The organism is Nostoc sp. GT001 (assembly GCF_030382115.1).
Classification (GTDB): Bacteria; Cyanobacteriota; Cyanobacteriia; order Cyanobacteriales; family Nostocaceae; genus Nostoc.
The window spans coordinates 3,666,470-3,692,446 of the sequence record NZ_JAUDRJ010000003.1 but is presented as its reverse complement, the minus strand read 5'-3'; the positions used below and the strand labels follow the sequence as shown (position 1 = coordinate 3,692,446).

22 protein-coding genes are annotated in these 25,977 nt (G+C 42.9%); 12 read left to right on the top strand and 10 right to left on the bottom strand.

The window, feature by feature from the left end; all coding sequences use genetic code 11:
* Window positions 1-2: 2 nt before the first annotated feature.
* Complete coding sequence (locus QUD05_RS18750) at window positions 3-1,130, bottom strand: metallophosphoesterase family protein (protein ID WP_289797397.1); 1,128 nt, start codon at window positions 1,128-1,130, stop codon at window positions 3-5.
* 466 nt (window positions 1,131-1,596) lie between these two features.
* Here QUD05_RS18750 and QUD05_RS18745 point away from each other — a divergent pair, with 466 nt between their 5' ends.
* Window positions 1,597-2,469, top strand: a complete 873-nt coding sequence (locus QUD05_RS18745) for an S-methyl-5'-thioadenosine phosphorylase (RefSeq protein ID WP_289800008.1) — start codon at window positions 1,597-1,599, stop codon at window positions 2,467-2,469.
* Window positions 2,470-2,703: 234 nt separating this feature from the next.
* On the opposite strand, the gene QUD05_RS18740 is transcribed toward QUD05_RS18745, so the two are convergent.
* The 3 genes from QUD05_RS18740 to QUD05_RS18730 form a co-directional block, all read right to left on the bottom strand.
* Window positions 2,704-4,968, bottom strand: a complete 2,265-nt coding sequence (locus QUD05_RS18740) for a CHASE2 domain-containing protein (protein WP_289797396.1) — start codon at window positions 4,966-4,968, stop codon at window positions 2,704-2,706.
* Window positions 4,961-6,496: an AAA-like domain-containing protein gene (locus tag QUD05_RS18735; protein ID WP_289797395.1), complete on the bottom strand. Its 1,536-nt coding sequence runs from the start codon at window positions 6,494-6,496 to the stop codon at window positions 4,961-4,963. The genes QUD05_RS18740 and QUD05_RS18735 overlap by 8 nt, the downstream gene beginning before the upstream one ends.
* An 830-nt stretch (window positions 6,497-7,326) precedes the next feature.
* Entirely contained in the window at window positions 7,327-7,926 is a 600-nt protein-coding gene (locus tag QUD05_RS18730; protein ID WP_289797394.1) for a hypothetical protein, read from the bottom strand.
* Window positions 7,927-8,261: 335 nt separating this feature from the next.
* Here QUD05_RS18730 and QUD05_RS18725 point away from each other — a divergent pair, with 335 nt between their 5' ends.
* Window positions 8,262-9,182 carry a lysylphosphatidylglycerol synthase domain-containing protein gene (locus tag QUD05_RS18725; protein WP_289797393.1) on the top strand — a complete coding sequence of 307 codons (921 nt, stop codon included), beginning with the start codon at window positions 8,262-8,264 and terminating at the stop codon, window positions 9,180-9,182.
* Window positions 9,183-9,194: 12 nt separating this feature from the next.
* Here QUD05_RS18725 and QUD05_RS18720 read toward each other — a convergent pair whose 3' ends face one another.
* Window positions 9,195-10,517, bottom strand: a complete 1,323-nt coding sequence (locus QUD05_RS18720; protein ID WP_289797392.1) for a Sll1247 family protein — start codon at window positions 10,515-10,517, stop codon at window positions 9,195-9,197.
* A 1,056-nt stretch (window positions 10,518-11,573) separates the two neighbouring features.
* Here QUD05_RS18720 and ndhL point away from each other — a divergent pair.
* From ndhL to QUD05_RS18700, 4 genes are all read left to right on the top strand, one after another.
* Complete coding sequence (gene ndhL, locus QUD05_RS18715; RefSeq protein ID WP_185581107.1) at window positions 11,574-11,786, top strand: NAD(P)H-quinone oxidoreductase subunit L; 213 nt, start codon at window positions 11,574-11,576, stop codon at window positions 11,784-11,786.
* A 24-nt stretch (window positions 11,787-11,810) separates the two neighbouring features.
* Entirely contained in the window at window positions 11,811-12,122 is a 312-nt protein-coding gene (locus QUD05_RS18710) for a DUF3007 family protein (RefSeq protein WP_289797391.1), read from the top strand.
* A 124-nt stretch (window positions 12,123-12,246) separates the two neighbouring features.
* Complete coding sequence (trpA, locus tag QUD05_RS18705; protein WP_289797390.1) at window positions 12,247-13,074, top strand: tryptophan synthase subunit alpha; 828 nt, start codon at window positions 12,247-12,249, stop codon at window positions 13,072-13,074.
* A gap of 236 nt (window positions 13,075-13,310) precedes the next feature.
* The gene (locus QUD05_RS18700; protein WP_289797389.1) at window positions 13,311-13,985 is read left to right on the top strand and encodes a heterocyst differentiation related protein; all 675 of its coding nucleotides are present in this window, start codon (window positions 13,311-13,313) and stop codon (window positions 13,983-13,985) included.
* Between the two features lie 494 nt (window positions 13,986-14,479).
* On the opposite strand, the gene QUD05_RS18695 is transcribed toward QUD05_RS18700, so the two are convergent.
* Window positions 14,480-16,408 carry a serine/threonine protein kinase gene (locus QUD05_RS18695; protein ID WP_289797388.1) on the bottom strand — a complete coding sequence of 643 codons (1,929 nt, stop codon included), beginning with the start codon at window positions 16,406-16,408 and terminating at the stop codon, window positions 14,480-14,482.
* A gap of 163 nt (window positions 16,409-16,571) precedes the next feature.
* On the opposite strand from QUD05_RS18695, the gene QUD05_RS18690 reads away from it, so the two are divergent.
* The 5 genes from QUD05_RS18690 to ygfZ all read left to right on the top strand — a co-directional run bounded on the left by QUD05_RS18690 (window position 16,572) and on the right by ygfZ (window position 20,689).
* Entirely contained in the window at window positions 16,572-17,060 is a 489-nt protein-coding gene (locus QUD05_RS18690; protein ID WP_289797387.1) for a hypothetical protein, read from the top strand.
* 274 nt (window positions 17,061-17,334) lie between these two features.
* Window positions 17,335-17,802 carry an Hsp20/alpha crystallin family protein gene (locus QUD05_RS18685; RefSeq protein ID WP_289800007.1) on the top strand — a complete coding sequence of 156 codons (468 nt, stop codon included), beginning with the start codon at window positions 17,335-17,337 and terminating at the stop codon, window positions 17,800-17,802.
* Window positions 17,803-17,926: 124 nt separating this feature from the next.
* The gene (locus tag QUD05_RS18680) at window positions 17,927-18,142 is read left to right on the top strand and encodes a DUF1816 domain-containing protein (protein WP_289797386.1); all 216 of its coding nucleotides are present in this window, start codon (window positions 17,927-17,929) and stop codon (window positions 18,140-18,142) included.
* A 308-nt stretch (window positions 18,143-18,450) separates the two neighbouring features.
* Window positions 18,451-19,437, top strand: a complete 987-nt coding sequence (locus QUD05_RS18675; RefSeq protein WP_289797385.1) for a zinc-dependent alcohol dehydrogenase family protein — start codon at window positions 18,451-18,453, stop codon at window positions 19,435-19,437.
* Between the two features lie 256 nt (window positions 19,438-19,693).
* Window positions 19,694-20,689 carry a CAF17-like 4Fe-4S cluster assembly/insertion protein YgfZ gene (ygfZ, locus tag QUD05_RS18670; protein WP_289797384.1) on the top strand — a complete coding sequence of 332 codons (996 nt, stop codon included), beginning with the start codon at window positions 19,694-19,696 and terminating at the stop codon, window positions 20,687-20,689.
* A 5-nt stretch (window positions 20,690-20,694) separates the two neighbouring features.
* Here ygfZ and QUD05_RS18665 read toward each other — a convergent pair whose 3' ends face one another.
* The 4 genes from QUD05_RS18665 to QUD05_RS18650 form a co-directional block, all read right to left on the bottom strand.
* A complete protein-coding gene (locus QUD05_RS18665; protein ID WP_289797383.1) occupies window positions 20,695-21,627 on the bottom strand; it encodes a DUF5331 domain-containing protein in 933 nt (310 codons plus the stop codon).
* 48 nt (window positions 21,628-21,675) lie between these two features.
* Complete coding sequence (locus tag QUD05_RS18660; protein ID WP_289800006.1) at window positions 21,676-22,014, bottom strand: (2Fe-2S) ferredoxin domain-containing protein; 339 nt, start codon at window positions 22,012-22,014, stop codon at window positions 21,676-21,678.
* Window positions 22,015-22,093: 79 nt separating this feature from the next.
* Window positions 22,094-23,068: a cysteine synthase A gene (locus QUD05_RS18655; RefSeq protein WP_289797382.1), complete on the bottom strand. Its 975-nt coding sequence runs from the start codon at window positions 23,066-23,068 to the stop codon at window positions 22,094-22,096.
* 304 nt (window positions 23,069-23,372) lie between these two features.
* On the bottom strand, window positions 23,373-24,296 hold the full coding sequence (locus QUD05_RS18650; RefSeq protein ID WP_289797381.1) for an SET domain-containing protein: 924 nt from the start codon (window positions 24,294-24,296) through the stop codon (window positions 23,373-23,375).
* Between the two features lie 505 nt (window positions 24,297-24,801).
* Here QUD05_RS18650 and mnmA point away from each other — a divergent pair.
* Entirely contained in the window at window positions 24,802-25,857 is a 1,056-nt protein-coding gene (gene mnmA / locus QUD05_RS18645; RefSeq protein ID WP_289797380.1) for a tRNA 2-thiouridine(34) synthase MnmA, read from the top strand.
* The last annotated feature ends 120 nt before the right edge of the window (window positions 25,858-25,977 follow it).

Genomic DNA, 25,977 nt, shown 5'->3' with positions numbered 1-25,977 from the left:
TCCTAACTCCTATTCAGCAAAAGTGTACTGTTATTATCAATCATGGTCAAACCTCCAGCAGTGGCGATCGCTGAGTTAGACTGTGATGCACTATATGTCTGAATATAGCGCCGCACTTCTGGGGGAAAATGAGGATAATCTAACACTGCATCCCCATCGGCAATAGTTGCCCAGAAATCGCGCAAACCAGGAGCTATTTTTTTTGCCTGTGATAACGGTAAGTTTAATGGAGAGTGAGTTAGCAGCTTGATTAGGAAAGGGAAAGAGCGATCGCCCATCCACTGCCGTGATGACTGTTGCAAGTTGGGGAACTCAGGCACTGACTCTACGCGATGGGATAAAATTTGCAACGATTCTTTACCTTGGTTATCCCGATGAAACTCTAGCACTCGATAAGGGTGAGGATAGCTCACTAATGAACCAGTGGTAATATCATATACCCCATCTGAGTAAGCAATATCCTGGACGTGCAAATGCCCCGTAAATACTAACTTAACTCCGTAGCGCCTCAGCAGCTGCAATAGTTCTGCTGAATTGGACAACATATAACGATTTGCCAGTGGATGGTTCGATTGATTAGGCAAATGTTCCACTACATTATGATGCACCATCACCAAAACTAATTCATCAACAGATGCCGCCAGCACCTCTTCTAACCACCGTAGCTGTTTGGCATCTAAAGATCCCACTTGCTCACCCTGGTCATTAAAGGAGTTAGAATTCAGTCCAATCAGCTTAACTCCAGGCAATAACTGACGAATGTAGTAAATCTGCTGTGGATCGTCATAGCCAAACTTCGTGTAATAGTAGGGAAAATCTGCAAAAGCAATTGATTGCCGATCGGCCAACAGCACAGGAACGTCATGATTGCCAGGAACAACATAGACAGGAAAAGGTAGCTGGGCTAAACATTGTTGCAACCAGGCGTGATTCTCTGGTTCGCCGTGCTGGGTTAAATCTCCTGGCAACAACAAGAAATCTAAATCGAGTTGTGTTAAATGTTCTAGTACACTTTTAAATGCTGAGATACTTACTTCTACCAGATGAAAGCGGCTAGGATGATCCCAGATTGTGTGAGGAAGTGCCAGGTGTAAGTCGCTGACTACCGCAAAGCGAAAATTGAGAGTCATTGATTTATGAAAATGTTAAAAGCAGGGGTTAAAATAAGCCTTTTCCCAAAAGTATAACGCTTGCTTTGTTTCCGTGCGTAGGAGTGCGTCTAATTAACATTTGTATACAGAAAGCATCGATTATACACTATGGTGACAATTGATTTAAGGGTTAATCATAAGCATTTAATTTCCAAAAATTATCGGAAATTTGATTGCTAAAAATTATTAATTAATGCTCGAATAATTGGGCGATCGCTGCTATCTGTAACTGAATAAATAATGAATGGGTAATAATTCAATAGTGTTAGCGGCACAAAATGCGATGTCTACGATGGTCACTGAGCTTGCCGAAGTGTGGTCACTGAGCTTGCTGAAGTGCGGGCTATTCGGCGTCGCATATCTCATCGTAGACATCACTTTGTTTTCTGCTACTCCCCTTTTCGATAAAATAACTGAGNNNATCGGCAAAGAACGGTTCAGAATCATGGCTCAAGCTAGTATTGGGATTATAGGTGGTAGCGGTCTTTACAAAATGGATGCCCTCAAAGATGTTGAAGAGGTGCAAATTGAGACTCCTTTTGGTTCACCTTCTGATGCTTTGATTCTGGGGACTTTGGATGGTACACGGGTAGCCTTTTTAGCGCGTCATGGCCGCAATCACACGCTTTTACCCTCTGAGTTACCGTTTCGCGCTAATATCTATGCGATGAAGCAATTGGGTGTAAAGTATTTAATTTCAGCTAGTGCTGTGGGTTCCTTGAAGGAAGAGGCGAAACCACTTGATATGGTGGTGCCAGATCAGTTTATTGATAGAACAAAAAATCGGATTTCAACGTTTTTCGGTGAGGGAATTGTGGCTCACATTGCTTTTGGCGATCCGATTTGTAAGAATTTGGCTAGTGTGTTGGCAGATGCGATCGCATCTCTCAATTTACCAGAAGTTACTCTCCATCGCGGCGGCACTTATGTGTGCATGGAAGGGCCAGCTTTTTCCACTAAGGCAGAATCGAATCTTTATCGCAGTTGGGGTGCAACAATCATTGGGATGACGAATTTACCAGAGGCGAAGTTGGCAAGGGAAGCGGAAATTGCATACTCAACTTTAGCGCTGGTGACAGATTATGATTGTTGGCATCCAGACCATGACAGTGTGACAGTGGAGATGGTGATTGGCAATTTGCTGCGGAATGCTGTGAATGCTCAAAAGGTGATTCAAGAAACTGTGCGACGCTTGAGTGAAAATCCGCCAACCAGTGAGGCGCATTCGGCGTTGCAGTATGCGATTTTGACTCAGTTGGATAAAGCACCCGCAGCGACGAAGGAAAAGTTAGGGTTATTGTTGCAGAAGTATTTGTAGCTTATAACTAGGCGATCGCACTTTCTCTAACTTAATTGCGATCGCAGTTTCTCAGATTACAGCAAGAGCGATCGCTACGACAGGATATTCAGTGACGCACCATTATTTGAAATAATAGAGGCGATCGCAGTGTATTAAGATTACGGCAAGAGCGATGTTTACAACGGGCTATGCCTACACAACATCACTCGACTCAAATTCGGCAACTTGGAGCCTAATAAAAAAACAACCTAGTTATTGCGTTTCTGAGATAGTCCTCTGGGATACTACACTCCCACTTGTAACCACCAATGCCAACGCTGACGGAACTAATGGCACCCATCCAGCTTGCAAAAATAAAGCAACGGAGATTACTACTAAGCCAAATAGAGTTATTCCTGCCACCACTAGCAAAAGCAGCGGATTTTGCCACCGCCATACTAAAACACCACCTAACAGCGACCAGCCCCATACCCAAAGAAATTCCGCCCAGTCGGGCCAATACCAAATCAAGGGTCGCCCATCTAACACTGTGCTGATGAGTTGACTTGCTATCTGTGCATGAATAAACAGAGCAGGCATTCTAGCTGGTTGATCTCGCAAAGCACTGTAGGGCGTATAAAAGCCACCTGGAGGGAGATTAGCCGCTGTAGTGCCAATAATTACCAGACGGTCTTTGAATAAACTGGGGTTGACTCGACCACTAAGAACATCTGTAAGGGTTACTTGGTCGGCGAGGCTATTGGGGTGACGGTAATTTAATAATATTTGATAGCCAGCAGCATCCAAATGTTTGTAGCTACCGGAATTAGGTTGTAAAGGCGGGAACAGGATTTTACCTAACTTAAAATTTCCTTCCTTAGTGAAATCGTATTGAATGCCTTGTTTTTCCAGATAATTAATTGCTATTAGCGCACCAAATGCAAATGATGTTGTACATCTCTTATCTGTAGAGTTAGCAAATAATAAAGTACGGCGGAGAATTTGGTCGTTTTCATTATCAGCAACCACATCGCTAAACCCAACATTATCTATAGGAAAGTTGGGTGGCGGGGGAATTTCATCTCTATCCAAGCTGCTGAACAAACACGTAGTGACAATGTTGTCTTGATTTTGGAGATTAGCCGCCAAATTATTGTCTTCTGGTCGGAAAAGATATAAACCAACAATTCGCGGTTGATAAGACTCTATTTTCTTTAATAGCTGATTGATTGTCCGATCTGATAGAGGCCATTTCTCTCGTTTGATATCTTTATCAGTAATTTTAACTAGCACAATCCGCCGATCGGGTGCTTCTGCCGGACGCGATCGCAACATCTGGTCATAAACTCTTAACTCCCAAGGCTGTAACCATTTTAGTTCACGTATACTTAAAGTCAGAAACGCTACAGCTATACTTGTAAGAACCACTGTCTGAACTGTCAACATTTTCAACTTAACTGGCAGATGTTCTTTAAGCCACCTGTCATCAAATACTTTCCTGTAGATCAAATTGCGTACACACAAGCTAGCGTGTTCACGGCGCACGATAATACCTGAGAGTTTGAGGTGAGACTTGACTAAGGACTGTTCCTCATCCAAGATAATACGCTTCCCACGGCGGATATCGCTGTAGGTAGTTAAGACAGCGAACAGATCGGGTGCTCGTTTAGTAAGCATATCCCGCACAAACTGTAAGTTATTGTCTTGCTTACTCATTGCACCAAAGAACGTGCTATTTACAACGCGGTCAACTTCGGCTTGAGACCAATTGTTATTGTCTTGCTCTGTTATGGCGCGGCAGAGACGCTGCGTTAGATAGGGATGTCCTCCTGTCCACTTCAGTACCCACTTGAGCGTCTGCTGTGACTGTTCTAGTGGTAAACCCAGTCCATCAGCAAGAGCTAGTGCTTCCTCTAAGTTAAAGTCGGTTAACTCTACGCGCTGTCCAATATTGAAGGGCGTCCGCTTGGAGTCGCGGATTAAATCGCCTGGTGTTGCTACGCCGATAAGGACAAAAGAGAGACGCTGAAATTTAGGTATACGGGCACGCCCATTGTAGAGATATCGAATAGCCGCAAAAAAGTCATCGGTGAAGTCAAGGCTGAGAGTTGTGTCGATTTCATCAACGAAAATCACCAAAGGTATGGCAATTTCAACCAGCAAAATTTCTTCAAAAAACCTAGTTAAGCGTTGAGTAATGCCCAAATGCCTAAGAGATTGCCACCACTCAAGAACATCGGTATCGAGCATCAGTTGATCGGCAATGATTGTGAGCAAACCTAGATACCATTCTTCAGCAGTAACCTGTACCCCCAACTGAGTCAGATCGATAATTACCGATTGGATACCTTCATCAGCTAGTTGTTCGGCAGTCCGCACCATTAAGCTGGACTTGCCTACCTGCCGTGGAGCAAGAATATAAGCGAAAGTTCGGGCACGGCACAGTGCTAAAAGTTCCTCATCAGCTTGGCGGGAAATGTAAATGCCACCGCCAGCTTGTACAGTCCCGCCTACAGTGTAAATGGTTGGATTAGCCACGCAGATGCTCCCGGAAATAATCGGTGTAAAGTTGACAACGGGGAAACACTACACGCCCTTCCCGGCGCACTAAACCTGCACCCCGCAAGCGGAAAAAGATGCGCTCATCTTCACAGGTATTCTGGTGAATTACTTGGAACATACCCTGAACCAACTCCTGTTTATTATGCAGCCGGAAAAGGTGGTTACGCAGATGATTGCCAAAGGGGCCATTATCTGCGATCGCATTGGCAAATAATTCGGTAGGATAGAGGCGATCGCTAGCAACTGAGTAAAGTGCAAGCCTTACTAAATAAGGATGTCCACCGAGCAACGCTATTAATTGCTTTTCTTCGCTGGCGTTAAAAGGTGAACCATGACGGCGGTTTAAATCAGCAACCTGTGCTGCTGTAAAATCTTCCAAATCAATTACTAGCCCAACATTAAAGGGCGATTGGTTGAGATTATCAATTAGCTGGTAGGGTTCGGTGGAAGTAACCAGCGCTAAATCCAGTTGCTTCCAGATGGGAGTGGTGGCGCGGCTATTGTGCCAGCTTCGCAGCATTCCAAAGAAATCAGAGCGAAAATCTGTATCAAAGACCCTTTCAACTTCATCCATCGCTAAAACAATGGGGTTGCCAAATTCTTTCAGCAAATAGCGTCCGACATAGCGGGTGCAACGCTGACTATTGCCCAAAGGCATATTCCAATACTCATCAACTTTGTCAGTCATTTCCAGTTCATCAGTTAACCAAGTACAGAACTGGCGAAAGAAAAGGTCAGCATTAGTTAAGGCGGCTTTATCAAACAATTGGAAATCCAGCAAAGCAACCCGCTTAAGAGCATTCACAGCAGTATGAATCGTGCGGATTAACAAGGAACTTTTGCCCATTTGCCGGGGGCCTTTAATTGTAATTGTCACACCCTGCCGCTCAATAGTCTCTAAAGTAAGTGCATCAGATGAGCGTTCCACGTAAAAAGCAGATTGCGATTCCATTGTTCCTTCCGGCATTTCCAGCGAGACAGGCTGTGCTGAAGGAAAGGGATGAGGTAGAGGTGACGGCTGACTCATCTGGAGTAAGTCTGCTTTCGATTTTTCTTCACTGATAGCCAATGCACCGCCAGAGACAGCCTGCAACAACTCTGCAATCAGGCGCGGCGTATCTTCTGCATCTTTCCAGAACGCCCAGTTAATCCCATTTAAGTAAGCACTCAAGGGATACAAGAACGGTTCTTGATACGCCAGACGCACTGGGAGAATTATCGGGCGTCCTGATTGTGATTTTGCCAAGTGATGTGCTGTCTCGATTTCTGCTACCACCATCTCGCTGCTGGTTGACAAGCCTGAAAGAAAAGTAATCAAAAAATCAGCTTGGCGGATTTCTGCTTCAATACATTCAGCCCAGCGCGTGCCAACGGACATGGTTTGGTCGATAAAGACTTTGTGCTGCTGCGATAGCGCCTGGAAGACTTGCAGCGCTACTGGTTCATCAGGGCTAGCATTACGCTTGTAGCTGATGAAGATGCGTTTAGTCTGTGAGTTTAACATTACTATTAACCTTGTCTTCCTTCAGCTTTTTGAGTGGAAAAGCTTTTCTAGTTGCGAGTCAATCTTGTACAGAAGTTGGATAATTCTGTACTTCGTCATCCAAGGGCGATTTTTGCCTATTTTGAGGATTAGCTGAACAAATTAGGATTTTATTCACAGCGCTATCAATTAGTTACACTCTACTACAGCGCAGTTGCAGGCAATTACCGACAGCACAAAAAAATCGTTCACGCAGCTAAAAGGCTCATTAGAGATATGAAAATAATGTAGAGACGTAGCAGTGCTACGTCTCTACAAAGGTTCTGGATAACGCATATTTAATTTCTAGAGATACAGCACTTCCGGCAGCTATGAGGTACATCCTCAAAGCTGAAAGCTATGATAGAAAAGGGCAAAAAGAAAAACTGTACTGTATTGCATAATAGCTATCAGTGCTTTAACCCAAGTTTTTCTAGTCCTCTTCTAGAGGACTTGCACCATTAGACAGGGAATTCTATTCCCTGGCTGGCGGTCTGTATTGCATAATAGCTGGAAGTGCTGTATCTATAGAATAGAATTCAAGGGAATTAAACCCCAACACGGTTCAGTTAAGAATAGTAGGTTGGGTTGAGCTTAAGCGTTACCCAACAAAGCCTTGATAATGTTGGGTTTCGTTCCTCAACCCAACCTACGCCTACGCCAGTTTTAGTTTTGAGCCTTAAGTGAACCGTATTGAATTAAACCCCATCTCAAACCAAAACAAAGCCTGCATAGACAGGCTTTGCTTAGTAGCACCAGACTATAAGTCTGTGAGTGCTTTGATATTTTTGCAAAAGATTGAAAGACTAATTTCAATCAATGTTTCTGACTGCTCCCTTCACTGCATCGCCTGCATCTTCAGCTGTGCGCTTAACATTTTTACCAGCATCTTCAGCCCCACGCTGAACATTTTTCGTCACGTCTTCGGCAGCATTCTGGGTATTACCCTTGATATTTTCAATTCCTCGCTGAGTCCCCTTTACAAGCCCTTCGCGCAATTCATCAGCGGAACTGCCGATATCTTCACCCAGGTTTTTTACTCTTTCACCAAGAGGTGTCCCTTGCTGAAGATTCCGGCCATATTGCTCTCGACTGTCAACTGACTTCTGCTCAATATTCTTTTGAGCATTTTTCACTAATGCCTTAGCTCTGTCATTAGCTGCCTTTTCATCTATCGCTCTAGGATCTACATCACTAAAGTTATTCATCCCACCAGCAGGAGAATTCAAAGGATAATCTTTAGTGGAATCAGCTCGCTCGACATTAGGTGCTTGATAACCAGGCTGTGGTGGCTGTGATGCTACTCCTGGAGCACCACAAGCCTGAGTCAAAAATAGGAATATTCCTGCTAAAAAAACAGTTAAAACTTTCAAAGGACGAATGTTTTTCAGCCAAATCATTGCTTTTTTCATAGTTTTCACTCCTTGCATTTTTGTGACTAGNTTAAACTTCAACCAAGATAGATTTGGAATTAATTTTGTATCCCAAGCTTTCAGAACGAATAATAACTTTATTTAATGATATTAATAATTAAATAATTTTTACCTCTAGCGCAAGTCACATTTTAATTAGCACAAAAGGAATAATTTTATCTAACTCTAGAGAGATATAAACTAAAATAATATGATTGTTGTCAAAAGAGTTACGTCAACCTGTTTGATACTTCAAAAGCTTTGGATATATAGCTGATGTCCCATAATATTTGAGTATTTAGCTTTTGTTGCTATACCATTAAATGACTAAATTTATGAAGCAATTTTTACGCTGGATAATTTTGGGAGGGACGCTGTTTTTTTTAGGAAAAGCTCTGAAGGATAATTGGATTGGGGTGACAGCTATCCGCATTGATGGGGTAGGATGGGCAATTATGGCGATCGCTACAGGGGTAACTTTACTAGCTCATACTTGGGCAGGCTGGATCTGGACTTGGATTTTGCAAGAGTTAAATCAACCTGTATCATCTCCCCAATTCATCCAGGTTTACCTAAAAACGAACATCGCGAAGTATTTACCAGGTAACATCTGGCATCACTACGGACGAATTGTCGCCGCCAAAAATGCCAATATTCCTACAGGTGCAGCTACCTTAAGCGTTTTACTAGAACCGTTACTCATGCTAGCAGCTGCTTTAATCATCATTGTCCTATGCAGTAGCCAGTTTGCAGCAGCGAATACCACCCTTGTTATACAAGTACTACAATTTCTCAGTTTAGCTGTAGTCCTTGGTGCGATTCATCCCTGGTTTTTGAACCCGGTTATTCGCTTTTTGTATAAATTAAAAGCAAAAAAGTCTGCTGCTACCACTCAACCTACTGTTCCCTTCAGTCTTAAAAGCTACCCCCTACGCCCTTTGTTAGGAGAAGTGGGCTTTATGGGACTACGCGCCACTGGGTTTATACTAACTATGTTCGCCTTGGGTTCGTTGACTGCGAATCAAATTCCTTTGTTGTTAGGGGCTTTTAGTTGCGCTTGGTTGTTAGGATTCGTTATACCGGGTGCGCCTGGGGGATTAGGTGTGTTTGAAGCGACTGCGTATGAACTTTTACGACACCACTTTCCAGCTGCCTTAGTATTTAGTGCGATCGCTCTATATCGCCTCATTAGTATTTTAGCTGAAACTTTAGGTGCTGCCCTTGCTTGGTTAGATGAACGTCTTGCAAAATCATGAATCAGGTAAAACTCATTTTTGTCTATCTACCTTCATCTGGGAAAACACACGATAACCATCTAGATTTAATTGCTGATTACTGTTTTGTTCCTCTTCTTCCATCTTAATCAAGTTATATTCTACATTTTCTGCATAAATGGCAAACGTGATATTAAAAATCTCGATAAAATTTATTACCCCTTTGCATTCCTCTTCGGAATAGTTTTCGTAAAAACGAATCAAATGAGCAATCCGAGTTTCTAAGTGTCTCCGGGAATTTCTACAAATCAAAATAATCTTTAATAACATAATTACCAAGGTTAAAGCATGACCTTGGTTAATTAATAATAGAAATAAGTCCGAAGGCTCTTTAGCATTTTCTGTTGTAAAGTAATCAATCACTCGATTACAAGTTCTCAAGAAAAATTCTTTAGTGATAATTTCTTGATTATAATCCGTTTTCCATAAGGATAAACTATGTGCAAACTGCTGCCGCCAAGCCTCGACTGATGTTTGGTTTTCTACAGAAAAAAATAGATATTTTTCTAGGTTTATTTTAAATTCTTTCAGAGTTTGATTTTCAGTTTGCTTAATAAATATATGGGCAATATTATCATGACTAAACACACCTCTTTTTAAAACAATTGCTTTTATTAAGCGCAGAGCTTGATCTCCCAAAATACTGGGATTTTTATAGCGTGTTGTGCTTGAAACGGCAGATTGAGAACGAGCAATATACATTGCAAGTTCAAACTTAAATTTCTCTTTTATCTGTTTAGAAAGCCTCCTAGCAGCCTCTTGTTGTTCTTTAGGGTTCTTATTATTAACAGATTGATCGATCAATAAATAGGAAGTGTAGCGATTAGCCCAATGACCTTTAGATGATTCTTCATATTTAGTAGCAAATAATTTCAATTCCTTGTAATCTTTGCTCTTGGCAAAATTCTCTAACCAGATTTTACAAGTTTTTACTACTGGAGGATTATCGTCCTTAATTTTCAGATTTTCATTAACAAATAAATTAACTAAATCTTGGATATATTTGTCTTTTCGATTACTTTTCCAATTATTAACTATGATGTAACAGCACCGCTTCAGTGTATTATATAGTTCCTGCTCATGCTCATCTAGAAAAACACTATATATTCCAGGTATATAATCAGAATATTCGGAATCAAGTCCTTCTATAAATAAACCTTTGAATTCACGTAAAACATCCTCTGGCGGCAATTTATTGACAATTTCCAAAAAGAAGCTATAAACCTCCTCTTGGGCAGTTTGCACATCTAGTTGACTAGAGTTAGACGTAGCATAATGGGGATTTTCCTGAGTAATTGATAAACGATTAGCGGTCATTTCAGTTATCAGGACAAAAAGGCTTCCTGTTCATATTATTACCAGCTTAACCTTGGTGAACAGGAGCATCAATCTATTCTTCAGAAATTCAGTCATCTTTTTACATAAATTTGATTAAATAGGACTATAAATAAAGTATTAAAGACAAATTGTTTAATACTTCATCAAATAGTTCAGTGAAATTACTTATTTATAACCAGAAAAGACCATACATACATAAATAGATATGAGCGGGTTTATCTATACATTTAGATACAACCCGCTCATGCCTTCTACCGAAGCCTTTCGGTATTTTAAATTTTTAGTGGGGGTGGAGGGACTTGAACCCACACGACCTATTACGGTCAACGGATTTTCATTCTCCCGCAGTTTTCACTGCTGCCTGATGACTATAGCCAAATCAGGTTTTAAGAATTGGACTCTCCCTTTACCCTCGACTTTACGTTAGGGTAGCTCCCGTCGGGTCTCTGCACCTTCCGAACAGTTATGAGTTAGGAGTTAGGAGTNNNGAGTTTNNNATTTACTCAGCACTCAACACTCATGACTCAGACTTTCTTCGGCTTGGCTCAGGATTGCCATGTCTGTCACCAGATTTAGGTTTCCCTGAGTTTGAGAGCTTCCACTTGAGGGATTTCTCCTTCAAGGCTCAGTTATCTAAGTCCGTAGCGTCTACCATTCCGCCNACACCCCCGCAGGTGTTTGGTAAANNNCTAGTANNNCTNAGCTATTTTTTGGAGGCAGCAAATACCGCCTTATCTATTCCACCATCAATTGTGTCTTTTGTCCAACTAGATTGAAAATATTTTTTTAGATTGTGCGATCGCTTCCAAATCGGAAGTTTTATTCGTAANNNACCTAGAGGGGTTTTCCATCTGGTGTAACTAAAGCATTTATTTGCTAGTAGATTTACGATGTTAGCATAAAANNNGCTTTTATCAATCAATCTGGATAAAAAAGGAATTTTGTCGTAGTAATCTTGAAAGCATCATGATTATACTTCCCTCAGTTTGGCTGTTCAGCCTATTATGGAAAACAGATGCTTAGACCAAAAAAGTTATGATTGTCGCCCTGCTATATCTGATTTTGGCTGGAGCTTACCTTCTGGTAATCCCCATTGCTGTACTGTTCTACCTGAAGCAGCGTTGGTATGTAGCTAGCTCCATCGAGCGTTTGTTGATGTACTTTTTAGTGTTTTTCTTCTTTCCGGGTTTGTTGGTTCTATCGCCATTTGTAAATTTCCGACCCCAACGGCGACAAGTTCAAGTTTAACGAAATTGGTAGGTCATAACTCTCATGCGACGGATTGACGCTATTGGAATTGGCTTAGGTGTTTTTATCGCCGGCGGCTTGGCTTATCTAGGATTGCAGCTAGTCGGTTTGGATAATCAAAAAGCTGGTATATGGAGCCAAGTCTTACTAGTCAGTGGATTAATTGGCTGGTTAGCGACCTATTTTTTCCGTGCGGTGGGACAAAAAATGACCTACCACCAACAACGGGAACAATATGAGCAAGACTTTCTGCAAAAGCGGCTAGATGAGCTTACTCCTGAAGAACTAGCACGAATTCAAGCCGAAATAGAACAAGAAGAGCAATCTCAGGTGTAAAGTTATCATTGGTCAGTTGTCTCATTTGTTCTTTGTCATTTGTCCTTTGTAACTTGCCTAAAGCTAATGACCAATGACTAATGACCACTGACCACTGACCACTGACCACTGACTATTGACTAAAATGACTGCAATTTCTGATTGCTTTGAAACCCTTGGGCACAATCATGAGTGCGCTCTGATTCCGTTTATCACTGCTGGCGATCCAGATTTAGAAACCACAGCAAAAGCCTTGCAGGTTCTAGATCGTAGTGGAGCCGACATTATAGAAGTGGGTATACCATACTCCGATCCTCTGGCTGATGGGCCAGTTATTCAAGCTGCTGCTACTCGCGCCTTGCAAAAGGGTACGAAATTAGAGCAGGTGCTGGAAATGCTGCAAGGTATTACTCCCAAATTGCGATCGCCCATTGTTCTGTTAATCTATTACAACTCAATTTTGCATCGGGGAATTGAAAAATTTCTTCAGCAAATTGCTGCGGCTGGGGTTGCAGGATTGGTAATACCTGATTTGCCCTTAGAGGAAGCAGCAGGATTGCTCCAAGCATCTAGTGAGATGGGAATTGACGTAATTTTGTTGGTTGCTCCCACCAGTGATGCTAAACGAATAGAAGCGATCGCTCGTTCTTCCCAAGGATTTATTTATTTAGTCAGCGTGACTGGGGTTACAGGGGTGCGATCGCAACTGGAAAACCGGGTGTCCGATTTACTCAAACAAATTCGTAGTGTTACTGATAAACCCATCGCAGTCGGCTTTGGCATCTCTGAAGCTGAACAAGCCCGTCAGGTAAGGGAATGGGGCGCAGATGGTGCGATCGTGGGTAGTGCTGTTGTCAAACGGTTAGCAGAAGGGACACCAGAGCAGGGACTTTCGGCGATCGCCCAATTTTGCCAAAGTCTCAAGGCAGCCATCAAGACGACCAACACCAGCATAAATACTTCTCTTGATTAGACTGAGAAAGTAGATTAAAAAAGTATAACAGTGTAGTTTTTCTATCCTTGTTTGGTAGACAATTTGACCATTATGGTCTTGAATATTAACATCAGATATGATGATGTAAAAAAACTAGCTGATATAGTCGCTTATAGTTTGAGTATTATGTGAAATTAAGTAGGCATAATTTATGAGTGTGAGAGTGAGTCAGTTACAAATGATTATAGTTACGTCGCAATCGAGGAGCAAAGGCGATGAGTGAGAGTATGGCGTTTATCGGTGGGGTGGCCGTAGCTGGGCTGGCGGCTCTCGTATTGCTCAAAGGAACAAATACCCCTCTACAATCTAACTTCGCTGTTCCTCCACAAATCCAAGGTGCTGTAGCACGGGAATGCCAGCAAGCACAAATGTATTCTCCTTACAACCCTTATGCGCCGCCACCAGTGTATCCCGGTCAGGTTCAGCCACCGACTGGTAGTAATAATGACCAGCGCCTAGAGATGGAGAAGTTGAACACGCAGATGCAACTGGAGCGTTTAAAAAACGACAATGAACAGCTAAAGTTGCAAAATCAACAACTCCAAGGCCAAGTCCAAAATTTCAATACTCGGCAGCAGTGGGAACAAGCCCAGCAGTTTAACCAACAAAAATCAGCAGCAACATTCCAGCCGCAAAATAATTGGTGGTCTTCACCCGTGCTTTGGGCTGTGGGAGGCGCAACTCTCACTATTGGTGGTGGTGTTGTTGTCGCTGGGGTATTGGCTTTGTTCTCACCACGGCAGCGCCCAGCCCGTACTGTACAAGTTATTCACCCTTACCAAGGAAATACGCCGCCCTTGGTTCCAGTCCGTCGTGCTGAGTTTCTGCCTGCTTCGCGGATGGAAGCAAGACGAGTTGAAGCCCAAGAATACGACGAAATGCACGGATAGGGAAAATAAAACCACAGATAAATACCTATTGAAAATCTCGTTTCCAGGTATAACTTGGAAACGAGATTTATTGATCTACTGTTGCGAATCCGGCAGGCGACAGCCCTTCTTTAGTCATTCCCAGTCATATTATGTCCGCATAATTAGTTATGATTTCCACAGGCATTACACCCCACCCCCAACCCCCTCCCCGCAAGCCTACGGTGTACACACAAGTTTGATTACCTTATTCCACATCGTTTCGATCCCCCCTAACCCCCTTTGAAAAGGGGGGAACTAGAATCAAAGTCCCCCTTTTTAAGGGGGATTTAGGGGGATCAAACCACATTCTGCACCTAGTCAAGAGATGTGTGTACACCGTAGCCCCGCAAGCGGGGAGGGGAGACAAAGCGCAGCTTTGGCGGGGTGGGGTTATTGGGGTTTAGTAAGTAATCAAGCAGACATGATATCAGAAGAAGCTGGAAACAAGCAATAACTGTGTTTACTGATAACTGTTAAAAGTCAGTTTTAGGAGTTTCCGTGGTATTGGGACTCTGTGTGGTTTCAGGTTGGTTAGTATCGGGAAGTTTCTGTTGGGTGTTTTTCTGCTTACCTTGATTTTCTAGCTCAGTTAGTGCCTGTTTTGCCAGATTTTCGGCTGCTTGTTTAAATAATGGTTCTATTCTATTTCGCCAGTATTGAGTATTAGGCAATTTTTCTGGATGGTTTCTATAATCTAAAACTTTATCCCATTTCCCATCATCTATTGCTTTATTAATCTCATTAGATAATGCCTCCGCCTTTGCCCAATCTTCCTGCCACTGGGCAATCATTTTGCCCGTCTCTTGGATACCAGAAGCAGCATTTGCCGGAACCGATCTTAAAAGTGCGATCGCTCCAATTATATCCCCTGAATCATACTTCTTTTTCGCTTGTTCTACAATATTGGCACTGTTATCATTAGGCTGCGATCTTTGTGATTTCTCAGCGTCGTCAGTTGACCCCTTCGGCTTTTCTGGTAATGGAGTGACTACATCCCTAGCTTTTGGTTTTGGCTGAGAAATTGTTCGAGTCGCAATCAAGCTACTATCATCTACAATCCTAGTTGCAATGCCCTTTTCACGTAGGCAAGAACCCCATTCCTGATTATTAGTTATCACGGTCGGGTGTGCCCAAGCCAAACTACCAGATTTAAGTTTAATCTCTACCCAACCTGCTTTTGTTCGCTTGCCAGTCACCTCGAAATTGGTATTATTAGCAACAGTTTGCACAATATTATTAGAATTTATCGAACTAGGTTCAGAACGGATATTAGAATTTCCGACGACAACAGCCGAGCATTTGTTTGCTAAGGCCGTATCCTTACCTGTAAGATTTAAAGCTAAATTTTTCACATTGGGATATACATTTGTTACCAAGGCAGCCGCACCACCCGCCAGTAATATACCAATTAATATCGGCCAGGGGTCGGATTTACTAGAGTCTTTACGCGCAGGTTTGGCAGGGATAGGATTTGCTGGTGCAAATGCAACAGTTTGCAGCCGAGATACTTGAGGCTGGGATTTGGCTGCTTGGTAACTGGAATTGTTGGCGACTTCTTGAGGTGCGGAAAGTGCAGGTACTGGATTAATCGCGTCTTTACATGCTTGCAGTGCTTCCGTCGCGTTTTGGTAGCGGTCTTTGAAGTGATAACGCACCATCTTGGACAACACTGCTGCCAGTCGATGGTTCACGGTTACTGAATGCCGCCAAATAACTTCCCCCGTCTCCGGGTCTTCTTGCAATTCTGTTGGCTGTAATCCTGTTAATGCTTGAATGGCGATGATGCCAAGGGAATAGATGTCGCTGTTGGGACGGGGTTTACCTTGCCCTTGTTCTGTGGGCATATAGCCAGGAGTGCCGATAACTACTGTGGCAGAGGCTTGTCCGCCCACTGTTACCAGTTGTGTACGCAGTTGCTTCACTGCCCCAAAGTCTACTAAAACTAACTTATTATCTGAGGCGCGGCGGATGATATTATCCGGTTTGATATCGCGGTGAATCACGCCTTGGCGATGGACAAATTCGAGAATCTCTAGAACTTCCTGCAACAGTTGAACTACCTGGCTTTCACTCCAGCGCTTACCAGGTATCAGTTCCTCAGCTAGCGTATGTCCTTCAATATATTCTTGTACTAAATAAAATTCTTGGTTTTCGTCAAAATACGCTAGCAACCTGGGTATTTGGTCATGGTTGCCCAATTTTTCTAAAGTTTCGGCTTCGCTGCTGAACAGGCGTTTAGCAGTATCAAAAACTCTGGAGTCAGTTCCGGGTTTGAGGTGCTTGACAACGCAAATGGGATTGCCAGGCCGCCTAGTATCTTGGGCAATGTAGGTTTGACCAAATCCTCCCATCGCGAGGACTCGAATTACTTTGTAACGATGGTCTAGTAGCTTGCCTATCATATTCCCTCCCCAGAGTTATTACCTAATTTTCCAGCTGGTAATAAATATCTCCAAATTTTCTTCAATGAAATCCGCTATCTTGAGAAAAGATTTAGATTAAAAACGCAGCTTTTTAATAAACGCAGACTGTTTATTTTTCTTTTAGTGCCCCTGTTTATTACCAATGCCACCTAAAATAACAAATCCAGTTGCATGGCAGCAGGCTGAAATCCTCATGCAACCTGCTTTCATTCGCGTTATCGACAATATCCGCAAGCAGCTTGATGAATCTTCCTGGACAGGGACTTACCATGATGTCCTGATTTGGCCGCCTAGCACCACTGATGAAATCAAAGCATTAGTGACTGAACTGTTGCAAGCAATGGAAACTGCAACACCCCAAGAAGCAGATGAAATCAGAGGAACTCTAGCTCGTCTGCCGATGCCCCATCCAGGATATCATCTACGTTTGCAGCGTCAACAGCAAGAAGCGAGTATCGATTTGTGGGAACTGTGTTATGAAGTGTGTTTTCTTGCATACACACCACAGAAGGAAGTTGCTGATATTGATACTAGTTTAATCGATGAATTCGGTGAAGTGGATTGGCTGCGTTTGGATGCTAAGTCCAAGGAGTTAGTGGAACAGGCGTTTGCTAAATTGCCGGAGAGTTAACAAATAAAATACCTTCATAAGTTCTCAGATTACGGAGGTGAGTCAGACGCAACCATAGTAATTAAAAAAATATCAATTGTTTTCTCACAAGTTCCTCACATTTCTTTTTTAATCTGAAGATAGCAGCAAAATCTTTCTTGCTTGCAAAAGGGTTTTACTATCTTGTGCCTAGTAGCTTGCTAGATTCAGCACACACTGAAGTTAAAGCTATAAAAGTAGCGACGATCAATTTGAAATATCAAGTTTGAAATCACGAATATTGGAGGCAATGATTATGCCGATTACTCATTGGCAACCTTTCCAAGAAATTGAACGTTGGGAACCTTTGCGGGAGATGGAACATTTGCAACAACGGATGAACCGCCTGCTTGAGCGGATGCTCCCTAGTGGCAATGGAGGAGTCTCTGCACTTCCCTTTATACCCTCTGCCGAAATGGAAGAAACTTCTGAGGCGCTTCACCTCAAACTAGAAATTCCGGGGCTGGAATCTAAAGATTTGAATGTAGAAGTTACTGAAGAATCTGTTTTAATCAGTGGCGAACGCAAGTCTGAAAGCAAGACGGAAGAAAAAGGTATGGTGCGCTCTGAATTCCATTATGGTAAATTCGAGCGAGTCATTCCGCTACCTGCTCACGTTCAACAGGACAAAGCGCAAGCTGAATACAAAAATGGCATTCTCACCCTCACCCTACCGAAGATTGAAGGAGAGAAGAAAAAAGCCATCAAGATTAACCTTGGTTAAGTTTGCTGTTTTCAAAACAGGGGAGCGGAGAGCAGAGATGAAATACCTTCCCCTTTGCTCCCTTTCTTCTTCGTCTTCATCAAAGCATCTCGGAAATCAAGTTTAATTAATTTTTGTATCCCTGATGAATTTATTTCAATCTAATCAGTCAGAGTTTGCCTGGTGGGTAGAAATTAACACCGATGTTCCAGAGTGTACTTATTACTTTGGCCCTTTTGATACTGAAAAAGAAGCACAAATTTATAGAAGTGGCTACGTTGAAGACTTATATCAGGAAGGAGCCAGGAACATCGTTACACTAGTCAAACAATGCCAGCCTAATGTTCTGACGATTTTTTAGGAGAAAATAGAGTACTAAATAGTAACTTTCGCTCCTAAAATATAGGTAGGAGTATAAGCTAGGCTAAACTTTATACTCTGAAAAAAACACCTAAAATTGCTGATTGAAGCAAAATAACGGAGGTGAGAATTTATGGAATCTTTAATGCAACATTTAATGGAACATTTACTGATACCAGACAGTTGGATGTATCTAATCGTCAAAATTAGCACATTGCTTCTAGTTCTATTTATTTGGATGTTATTCATGTCACATCCTGCTTATTAAGCATTTACAATTTTTGCAGCATAATTTGAGGACTAAAATATATGCGTGCAATGATTTTGGATGCACCCGGAAAACCACTGCGACTTGCCGATTTACCCTTACCTACTCCTAGTTCCAATCAAGTTCTGATTCAGGTACATACTTGCGGTATTTGCCGCACAGATTTACATATAATTGACGGGGAACTAACAAACCCTAAGTTACCCTTAATTCCCGGTCATCAAATTGTCGGTAAAATAGTCAAGATAGGGGAAAAAGTCACAAAATTTCGAGTTGGGGAACGAGTGGGTGTTCCTTGGCTTGGACATACTTGCAACCATTGCCGTTATTGCCTAGCCGGAAGAGAAAATCTTTGCGATCAAGCTCAATTTACTGGATATCAAATTAACGGTGGTTATGCGGAATATACGGTTGCTAGCGATCGCTTCTGCTTTCCCATTCCCCCTAATTACCCCGACTTGCAAGCAGCTCCTTTGTTATGTGCTGGCTTGATTGGCTATCGGGCATTTAGGATGGTAGAGGATGCTAAAAATATTGGTTTTTACGGCTTTGGTGCTGCTGCTCATATTTTGGTTCAAGTGGCTCGCTATCAAAATCGCCAAGTATTCGCTTTTACTCGTCCTGGCGATACTGAAGGTCAAGAATTTGCCCGTAGTTTAGGTGCTGTTTGGGCTGATAGTTCCGATAAATTCCCGCCAGAACCTTTAGACGCAGCCATAATTTTTGCTTCGCTTGGTTCCCTTGTCCCTGCTGCGCTGAAGACTGTGTGTAAGGGAGGGATAGTAGTTTGTGCTGGAATTCATATGAGCGATATTCCAACATTTCCCTATGAAATTCTCTGGGGAGAACGCATATTGAGGTCAGTAGCTAATCTTACTAGGCAAGACGGAGAGGAATTTTTAGCTTTAGCACCTCAGATTCCCATTCACACGGAAGTTGAAGCATTTCCCCTCACAGCAGCAAATGAAGCTTTAGAATCTCTACGTAGCGGTAAGATTTGTGGTGCTGCTGTGTTGGTAGTAGATTGAGAAGAATCAGCAGAATTTGATGAATTTATCGAGTCATGCAGAAGGCAGTCCCAGTGAAAAAATTTTCATCACCATGAATGTCTAAATAGTTTGCTAGTAGGGAATTAATGATTGAGCGTCCTATCAATTAAAGGAATGGGAAGCTCATGCTCATTATCATTGCTAGAACAAAACCAGAGGTACATTGAAGCTGTAAACGCTTATTTGCTAAGATTTCCAGTGCGACAACATTGAAACAGGGCAACTTCTCATCGCTATGCCAACATCTACACTTGACGATAAAGACGCAGCAGCTATCCAAGCCGCCAGAGTTGGGGTTGCAATCTGCGATCGCACCGCTTGGGGACGGATTAAAGTAGCTGGCGACGATCGCCTCAATTTCTTACACAACCAAAGTACTAACAATTTCCAAATACTCAAACCAGGACAAGGTTGTGATACGGTTTTTGTCACTTCCACAGCCAGAACAATTGATTTAGTAACCGCTTACGTTAGAGAAGATGCAGTAATTTTGCTGGTTTCACCTAACCGTCGCCAGTTTTTGATGGAATGGCTGGATAAATATATTTTCTATGCCGACAAGGTGGAATTATCTGATATTACCCAATACACCAACACCTTCAGCCTGATTGGCCCAGGAAGCGACGCTGTTTTAGAAAAATTGGGTATTGGCGAACTCATTGGACAACCTTACGGTAGTCACCAAGTATACACGATCGCTCCGGCTGAGGGCGTGCGAATTGCTGTGGGTAGTGGGTTAGCCACGCCTGGATACACCTTCACTTTCCCCTATACTGACAAAGAAACGGTATGGAACAAATTGTTAGAAGCTGGGGCGGTAGAGATGAGCGATCGCGCTTGGGATGCCTTGCGAATTTTACAAGGCCGCCCCGCCCCAGATGCGGAACTCACAGATGATTACAATCCTCTAGAAGTTGGTTTGTGGCAAACAATTTCTTTTACTAAAGGTTGCTATATTGGGCAAGAAACTATTGCTCGGTTAAACACATATAAAGGTGTAAAACAACACCTTTTGGGTATCCGCCTCAGTGCCCCTGTGGAAGTTGGAAGTGCGATCGCAGTTGCAGATGAAAAGGTCGGTAAACTGACTAGTTACACAGAAACCGCTGATGGTTACTTTGGACTAGGTTACATTCGCACCAAAGCTGGTGGTGTAGGCTTAAAAGTCAAAGTGGGAGAAACTGAGGGTGAAGTCATAGAAATTCCGTTTGTTTCTCACGAATATCCGTAAGTAGTTCAAATCAAAATATCTTTTTCTTTCTCCCTAGCGCCGTAACAAAATTCATCTACCCAAGAAGCTATACTACGGGCATTTGTAGTTGGTAAATTCACTTTGCTCTGAACCTCTTGTAGTTGAATATTCGGATATTTAACGTTACTTTTAGCATCAGTAGTAATTGTTGGCGATCGCACTGGTTTGCCGTTACTAGAAATATCAGTGGTAATTGCCAACGATGCATCCACAGGGATTCGGCTAGATGGCGCGTTGCTCTTAACTTCGGTAGCTAACGCCACAGATGGCATAGTTTTGGCTTTGCTGTTGACCTCACTGGTCATTGTCGCCGATGCTCCTGAAGGTAACTGACCAGAGTGCCAGCGTACTAGTTGATATTCCCTTGGCAAACCGGAGGATGGCGTTTTTACCGGAGTATCTGGAGCAATTTTAGTTGCATTTGCTACTACCAACGCAGGTTCGCGTGTGCGACTTACCTCAGTAGTAGCTGTAAATGATCGAACAACTCGGTCGGCGCGTGGCAAGTTGGAATCTAGAGTATTGGCAAGATAATGAGAGGCAATCTTGCTAGCAGTTACAGCCGATGATAAATGTTTATCCTCAAAATGCTTCTCATCTGGCGACTCGCTTTCAACTTGGCTTATAGCCATAGAATGCTCTGATTTGATTAAACGTAACTCTTCATCAGGATTGAAGTTAAGACCTAAAGCGGCGACTATTTTATCTGGATCGTTATTCAGCTCCAACATAAAAGCAAGTATTTCATCAAACTGGGGTTCTAAAACAGACAGTGTTGCCAAAATAAAACCGGACAAAGGACGGCGTAGACCATCGTAAGTGGCCCAAATTCGCATTTTGACCAGCCAGGAAGTATTTTGCTTGTAGTAAATAAGCCACTTTTGTTTTAAGGATTGACGCAGTTGCTGGATATTCATTGGATGCCTCACTTCAGTCAACAAGATTGCAGAGATTGATATTATTTATTAGTTTGATTTCTGGGGATGAAACCGATAATAGAGCATCTGCTTGACTCTTTGACCACCTAGCAAATGATTTTCTATCAGTAGAGATACTTCATCCGGTTGAACGCCGCTATACCAGACCATATCGGGTAATATCAGCACCATCGGTCCATTGCCACATTGTCCTAAACAGCTGCTAGCCGTTACAGTTACACCAGGGATTGGCAAAGCGGTAAAAGCGGCTAAAATCTTGGCTGCACCTTGCTTTTTACAAGTACGATTTTGGCAGACTCGCACACATTTAGGAGCAGAGTCTCGATCTATTTTTGAGAAGTCTGATGGTTGAATAATATTGGTCATTTGTCCTTTGTCATTTGTCATTTGCCAAAAGTCAGAAGTCGGAAGCTAATGACCAATGACTAATGACTAATGACAATTACTAATCTATTGAAAGTCCTTTTGAGGCTAGCCATTCCGGGTTGAATATCCGCGACTGATACCGGGAACCACTATCACACAAGATGGTGACAATGGTATGTCCTGGCCCCAATTGCTTCGCTAAGGCAACAGCTGCCCCAACATTAATACCCGTTGAGCCGCCCATTAACAACCCATCTTTCCGCAGCAGTTGGTAAACTACTCGCAAAGCTTCTTGGTCATCGATTTGGATGGCATCATCAGCAGGTGCGCCTTCCATATTGGCTGTGACACGACCGTTACCAATGCCTTCTGTGATGGAATTTCCTTCTATCTTGATTTCGCCAGTTTTGACATAGCTATAAAGTCCACTACCCAGCGGATCGGCTACAACACATTTAATTGCTGGATTTTGTTCTTTTAAGTACAATGCTACACCAGCATAAGTACCACCAGTACCAGTTGCAGCTGTCCATACATCTATTTTACCATCTGTCTGCGTCCAAATTTCCGGCCCTGTGGTTTCGTAGTGGGCGAGGCGGTTGGCTAAATTATCAAACTGATTTGCCCAAATGGCATTTTCCAACTCAGCAGCTACTCTACCAGATAGCTTGACGTAGTTGTTTGGGTCTTTGTAGGGTACGGCAGGGACGGGACGAACTTCTGCTCCTAGTGCTGTTAGTGCGTCTATCTTTTCTTGTGACTGGGTATCGGGAATAATAATTAGACATTTGTAGCCTTTGGCGTTGCAAATATGTGCAAGTCCAATGCCAGTATTACCAGCGGTTCCTTCTACAACCGTGCCACCAGGTTTAAGCAGACCTTTCTTTTCTGCATCTTCGATGATGTAAAGTGCGGCGCGGTCTTTGACAGAACCCCCAGGATTGAGAAATTCTGCTTTTGCAAGGATTTCACACCCTGTTTCTTCGCTAAAACTGTTTAAGCGAATTAAAGGGGTGTTGCCAACAGCGCCAACGAAGCCATTCTTTATATCCATTTTGACTGTACTTGTGTGAGTCTCTATAAAAATTTTGGCTTATAGCTGTAGCATGATTTACAACTGATTTGCCTAAAATTCTATGATACTTACATTGGAGCGCTTGCCGTTGGTGTACCTCCTATCTCACCACATATTTGGGTCTGAATCCCAAGGCTTCACGCAATGCTTTCAAGTAATGAATAAGGAGTAATGAGTAGATGAAAAATGGGTATTTACTCATTACTTATCACTTATTACTCATTACTCCTTCTTAAGAGCGCCTTTAGGTCGGTGAGGATGTCAATCCTAACTCCCCACTTATTTACTTTCCGTAGTAAACTCTGGCATTAACGTATCCAAGCTTTCGCATATACCTGTTCCATTCCTCAGCTTGGAATCGATTGGGGAAAGGCCCGACTGCTACGTGTGGGCCCCGTGGTTGCGTCCTTTCGAGGACTCCGCCAGATCGTCCTAAATCTTGTGTCAATCCGCCTAGATTCTGCCTAACTTGTGCTGCGATCGCAGGTAACTGTTCAGAAGTGGTGGGAATGGCGACATAATATCTAGAGCCTCGCCTATTAGCATTTATATTATTGCGATCGTCTATATAGTTATAGTTGCCATTGTCTGCATTTATTTCCTGTCCGTTACCAAAGCTGATTATTCGGGCGTTATATATGCCTCGTGACTGTAGCTCATTCACCCGTTGTTGGGCGTTGGCGACTCTGTTAAAAACTCCTGACTGAATTACAGTCCGGCCTTGGAACTGGCGAATGTAAGCACTGGGTTCAATCTGACGTATGGCTTGTAGTGTCTGAAAATCACTACCATCAACGTAAACTAAATACCGCTCAAAGTTCTGGTTATATTGACTAAACTGTGAACGTTGAGAGGGCTGAAAATTTTGCTCAAATTGATTGTTCGGTAATGGTTGAGCGGGCTGAAAGTTCTGCTCAAACTGATTGTTCGGTAATGGTTGGGAAGGCTGAAAATTCTGCTCAAATTGAGTGTCTTGTACTGGTTGAGTGGGCTGAAAGTTCACTTCCGGTTGATTGAAGTCCTCTGCCTGACTTGGTTGTAACTCCGGTGATGGCTGTTGACCAAAAGGAACTATTGGCGTTGGCGGTAAAATCTCACCAGTTTCTTGAGCTAGTAATACGTTGCTGTTGGAAATTTGTGCTTTTGCTGGGGTAGAGTCGGGAATCAGTACTAACCATCCTCCCACTAACAAAAAGAAAAGTCTCATAGTAGGCTTCCAACCCTTAGAACTTCGGCGTAGCCTCTGAAATGGGATAAATTGACTTGATATTCCTCTCGACATAATAGTTAGAAAGTAGTCACAGTATTTTTAGGTAATTTCCATCAGGAACTAATTAGTTCACCGTTGTAGCAACTATATAGCGTTAACGTAAAGTTACCTCATCTGCGTGGCAAAACATACATCTGTAATTAATCTTAGATGAAAGCTGTTTACGGACGCGATCGCTTCTGTTATGGATGGAAGAAACAAGTCAAATTCTCTTCCTTTCTGTCTCACTTTGACTCATTTCGGCTACGCTCAATGACCAACGCTCCGTGACCACCTGCCTCCTGCCTGGTTGTTGAGCGTAGTCGAAACACTGCCTCCTGCCTGGTTGTTGAGCGTAGTCGAAACACTGCCTCCTCCCTTTAAAACTGAAGCGCTTTAGTAGCAAGGCTTTGAAGAGTATATGCTACAATTGGACAACCACGCATATCGTGTCGTGCTTTGTATGAAAAAAGTCGTCGTTGGTCTTTCTGGTGGCGTTGACAGTTCCACCGCCGCAGCTATCCTGCACCATCAGGGCTATGAAGTGATTGGTTTGACTCTTTGGCTAATGAAAGGCAAAGGTCAATGTTGCTCTGAAGGTATGATCGACGCGGCTGAACTTTGTGAACAACTGGGCGTTCCCCATCAGATTGTCGATATTCGGGATGTCTTTCAGACGCATATTGTCGATTACCTAGTGACTGGTTACAGTGCGGGTATTACACCTTTGCCTTGCTCCCAGTGCAATAAAACGGTGAAGTTTGGGCCAATGGTGCAGTATGCCCGTGAAGAATTGGGATGCGATCGCATCGCCACTGGTCATTATGCCCGAATTAGCCATGACGAAGCAACTGGACGTTACCAATTATTAAGGGCTGTTGACCGCAACAAAGACCAGTCATACTTTCTCTATGATTTGTCTCAAGATTTACTTGCAGCAACGATATTTCCTTTGGGCGAACTAGAAAAAACTGACACCCGGCGGATTGCGACTGAATACGGGCTGAAAACTGCTGATAAACCAGAAAGTCAAGACTTATGCTTAGTGGAAAGTAACGGTTCCATGCGGGCATTTTTAGATAAATATTTAGCTCCCAAAACAGGCGATATTGTCGATGTCACGGGCAAAGTTTTAGGACAGCATGATGGTGTCCATCATTACACCATTGGCCAGCGCAAAGGTTTGGGAATTGCGGCTGCTGAACCATTGTATGTGATTGAATTAGATGCGGAAAATAATAAAGTAGTAGTAGGCGATCGCACCAAGGTAACTCAGCCAGAATGCACTGTAAATCGGGTAAACTGGGTTTCCATTGCCGAACCATCCACCCCAATTCATGCCGAAGTGCAAATTCGCTATCGTTCAACGGCTACACCAGCGACGGTGATTCCGTTGGAAAATTCCCGTGTGCGTTTGGTGTTTGATGAACCCCAAATCAGCATTACTCCCGGACAAGCGGCGGTGTGGTACGACGGGGAAAAAGTATTAGGTGGCGGAATTATTGAACAGTTTAGTTGAATCTCACCTGTCTTGACTTTACAGCTATTTTCAGGTCAACAGACCACCCGGTAGGGGCGCAAGGACTTGCGCCCCTACCGGGTGTGGTTCAAATACATGAAAACTGCTGTAATCCCTTTT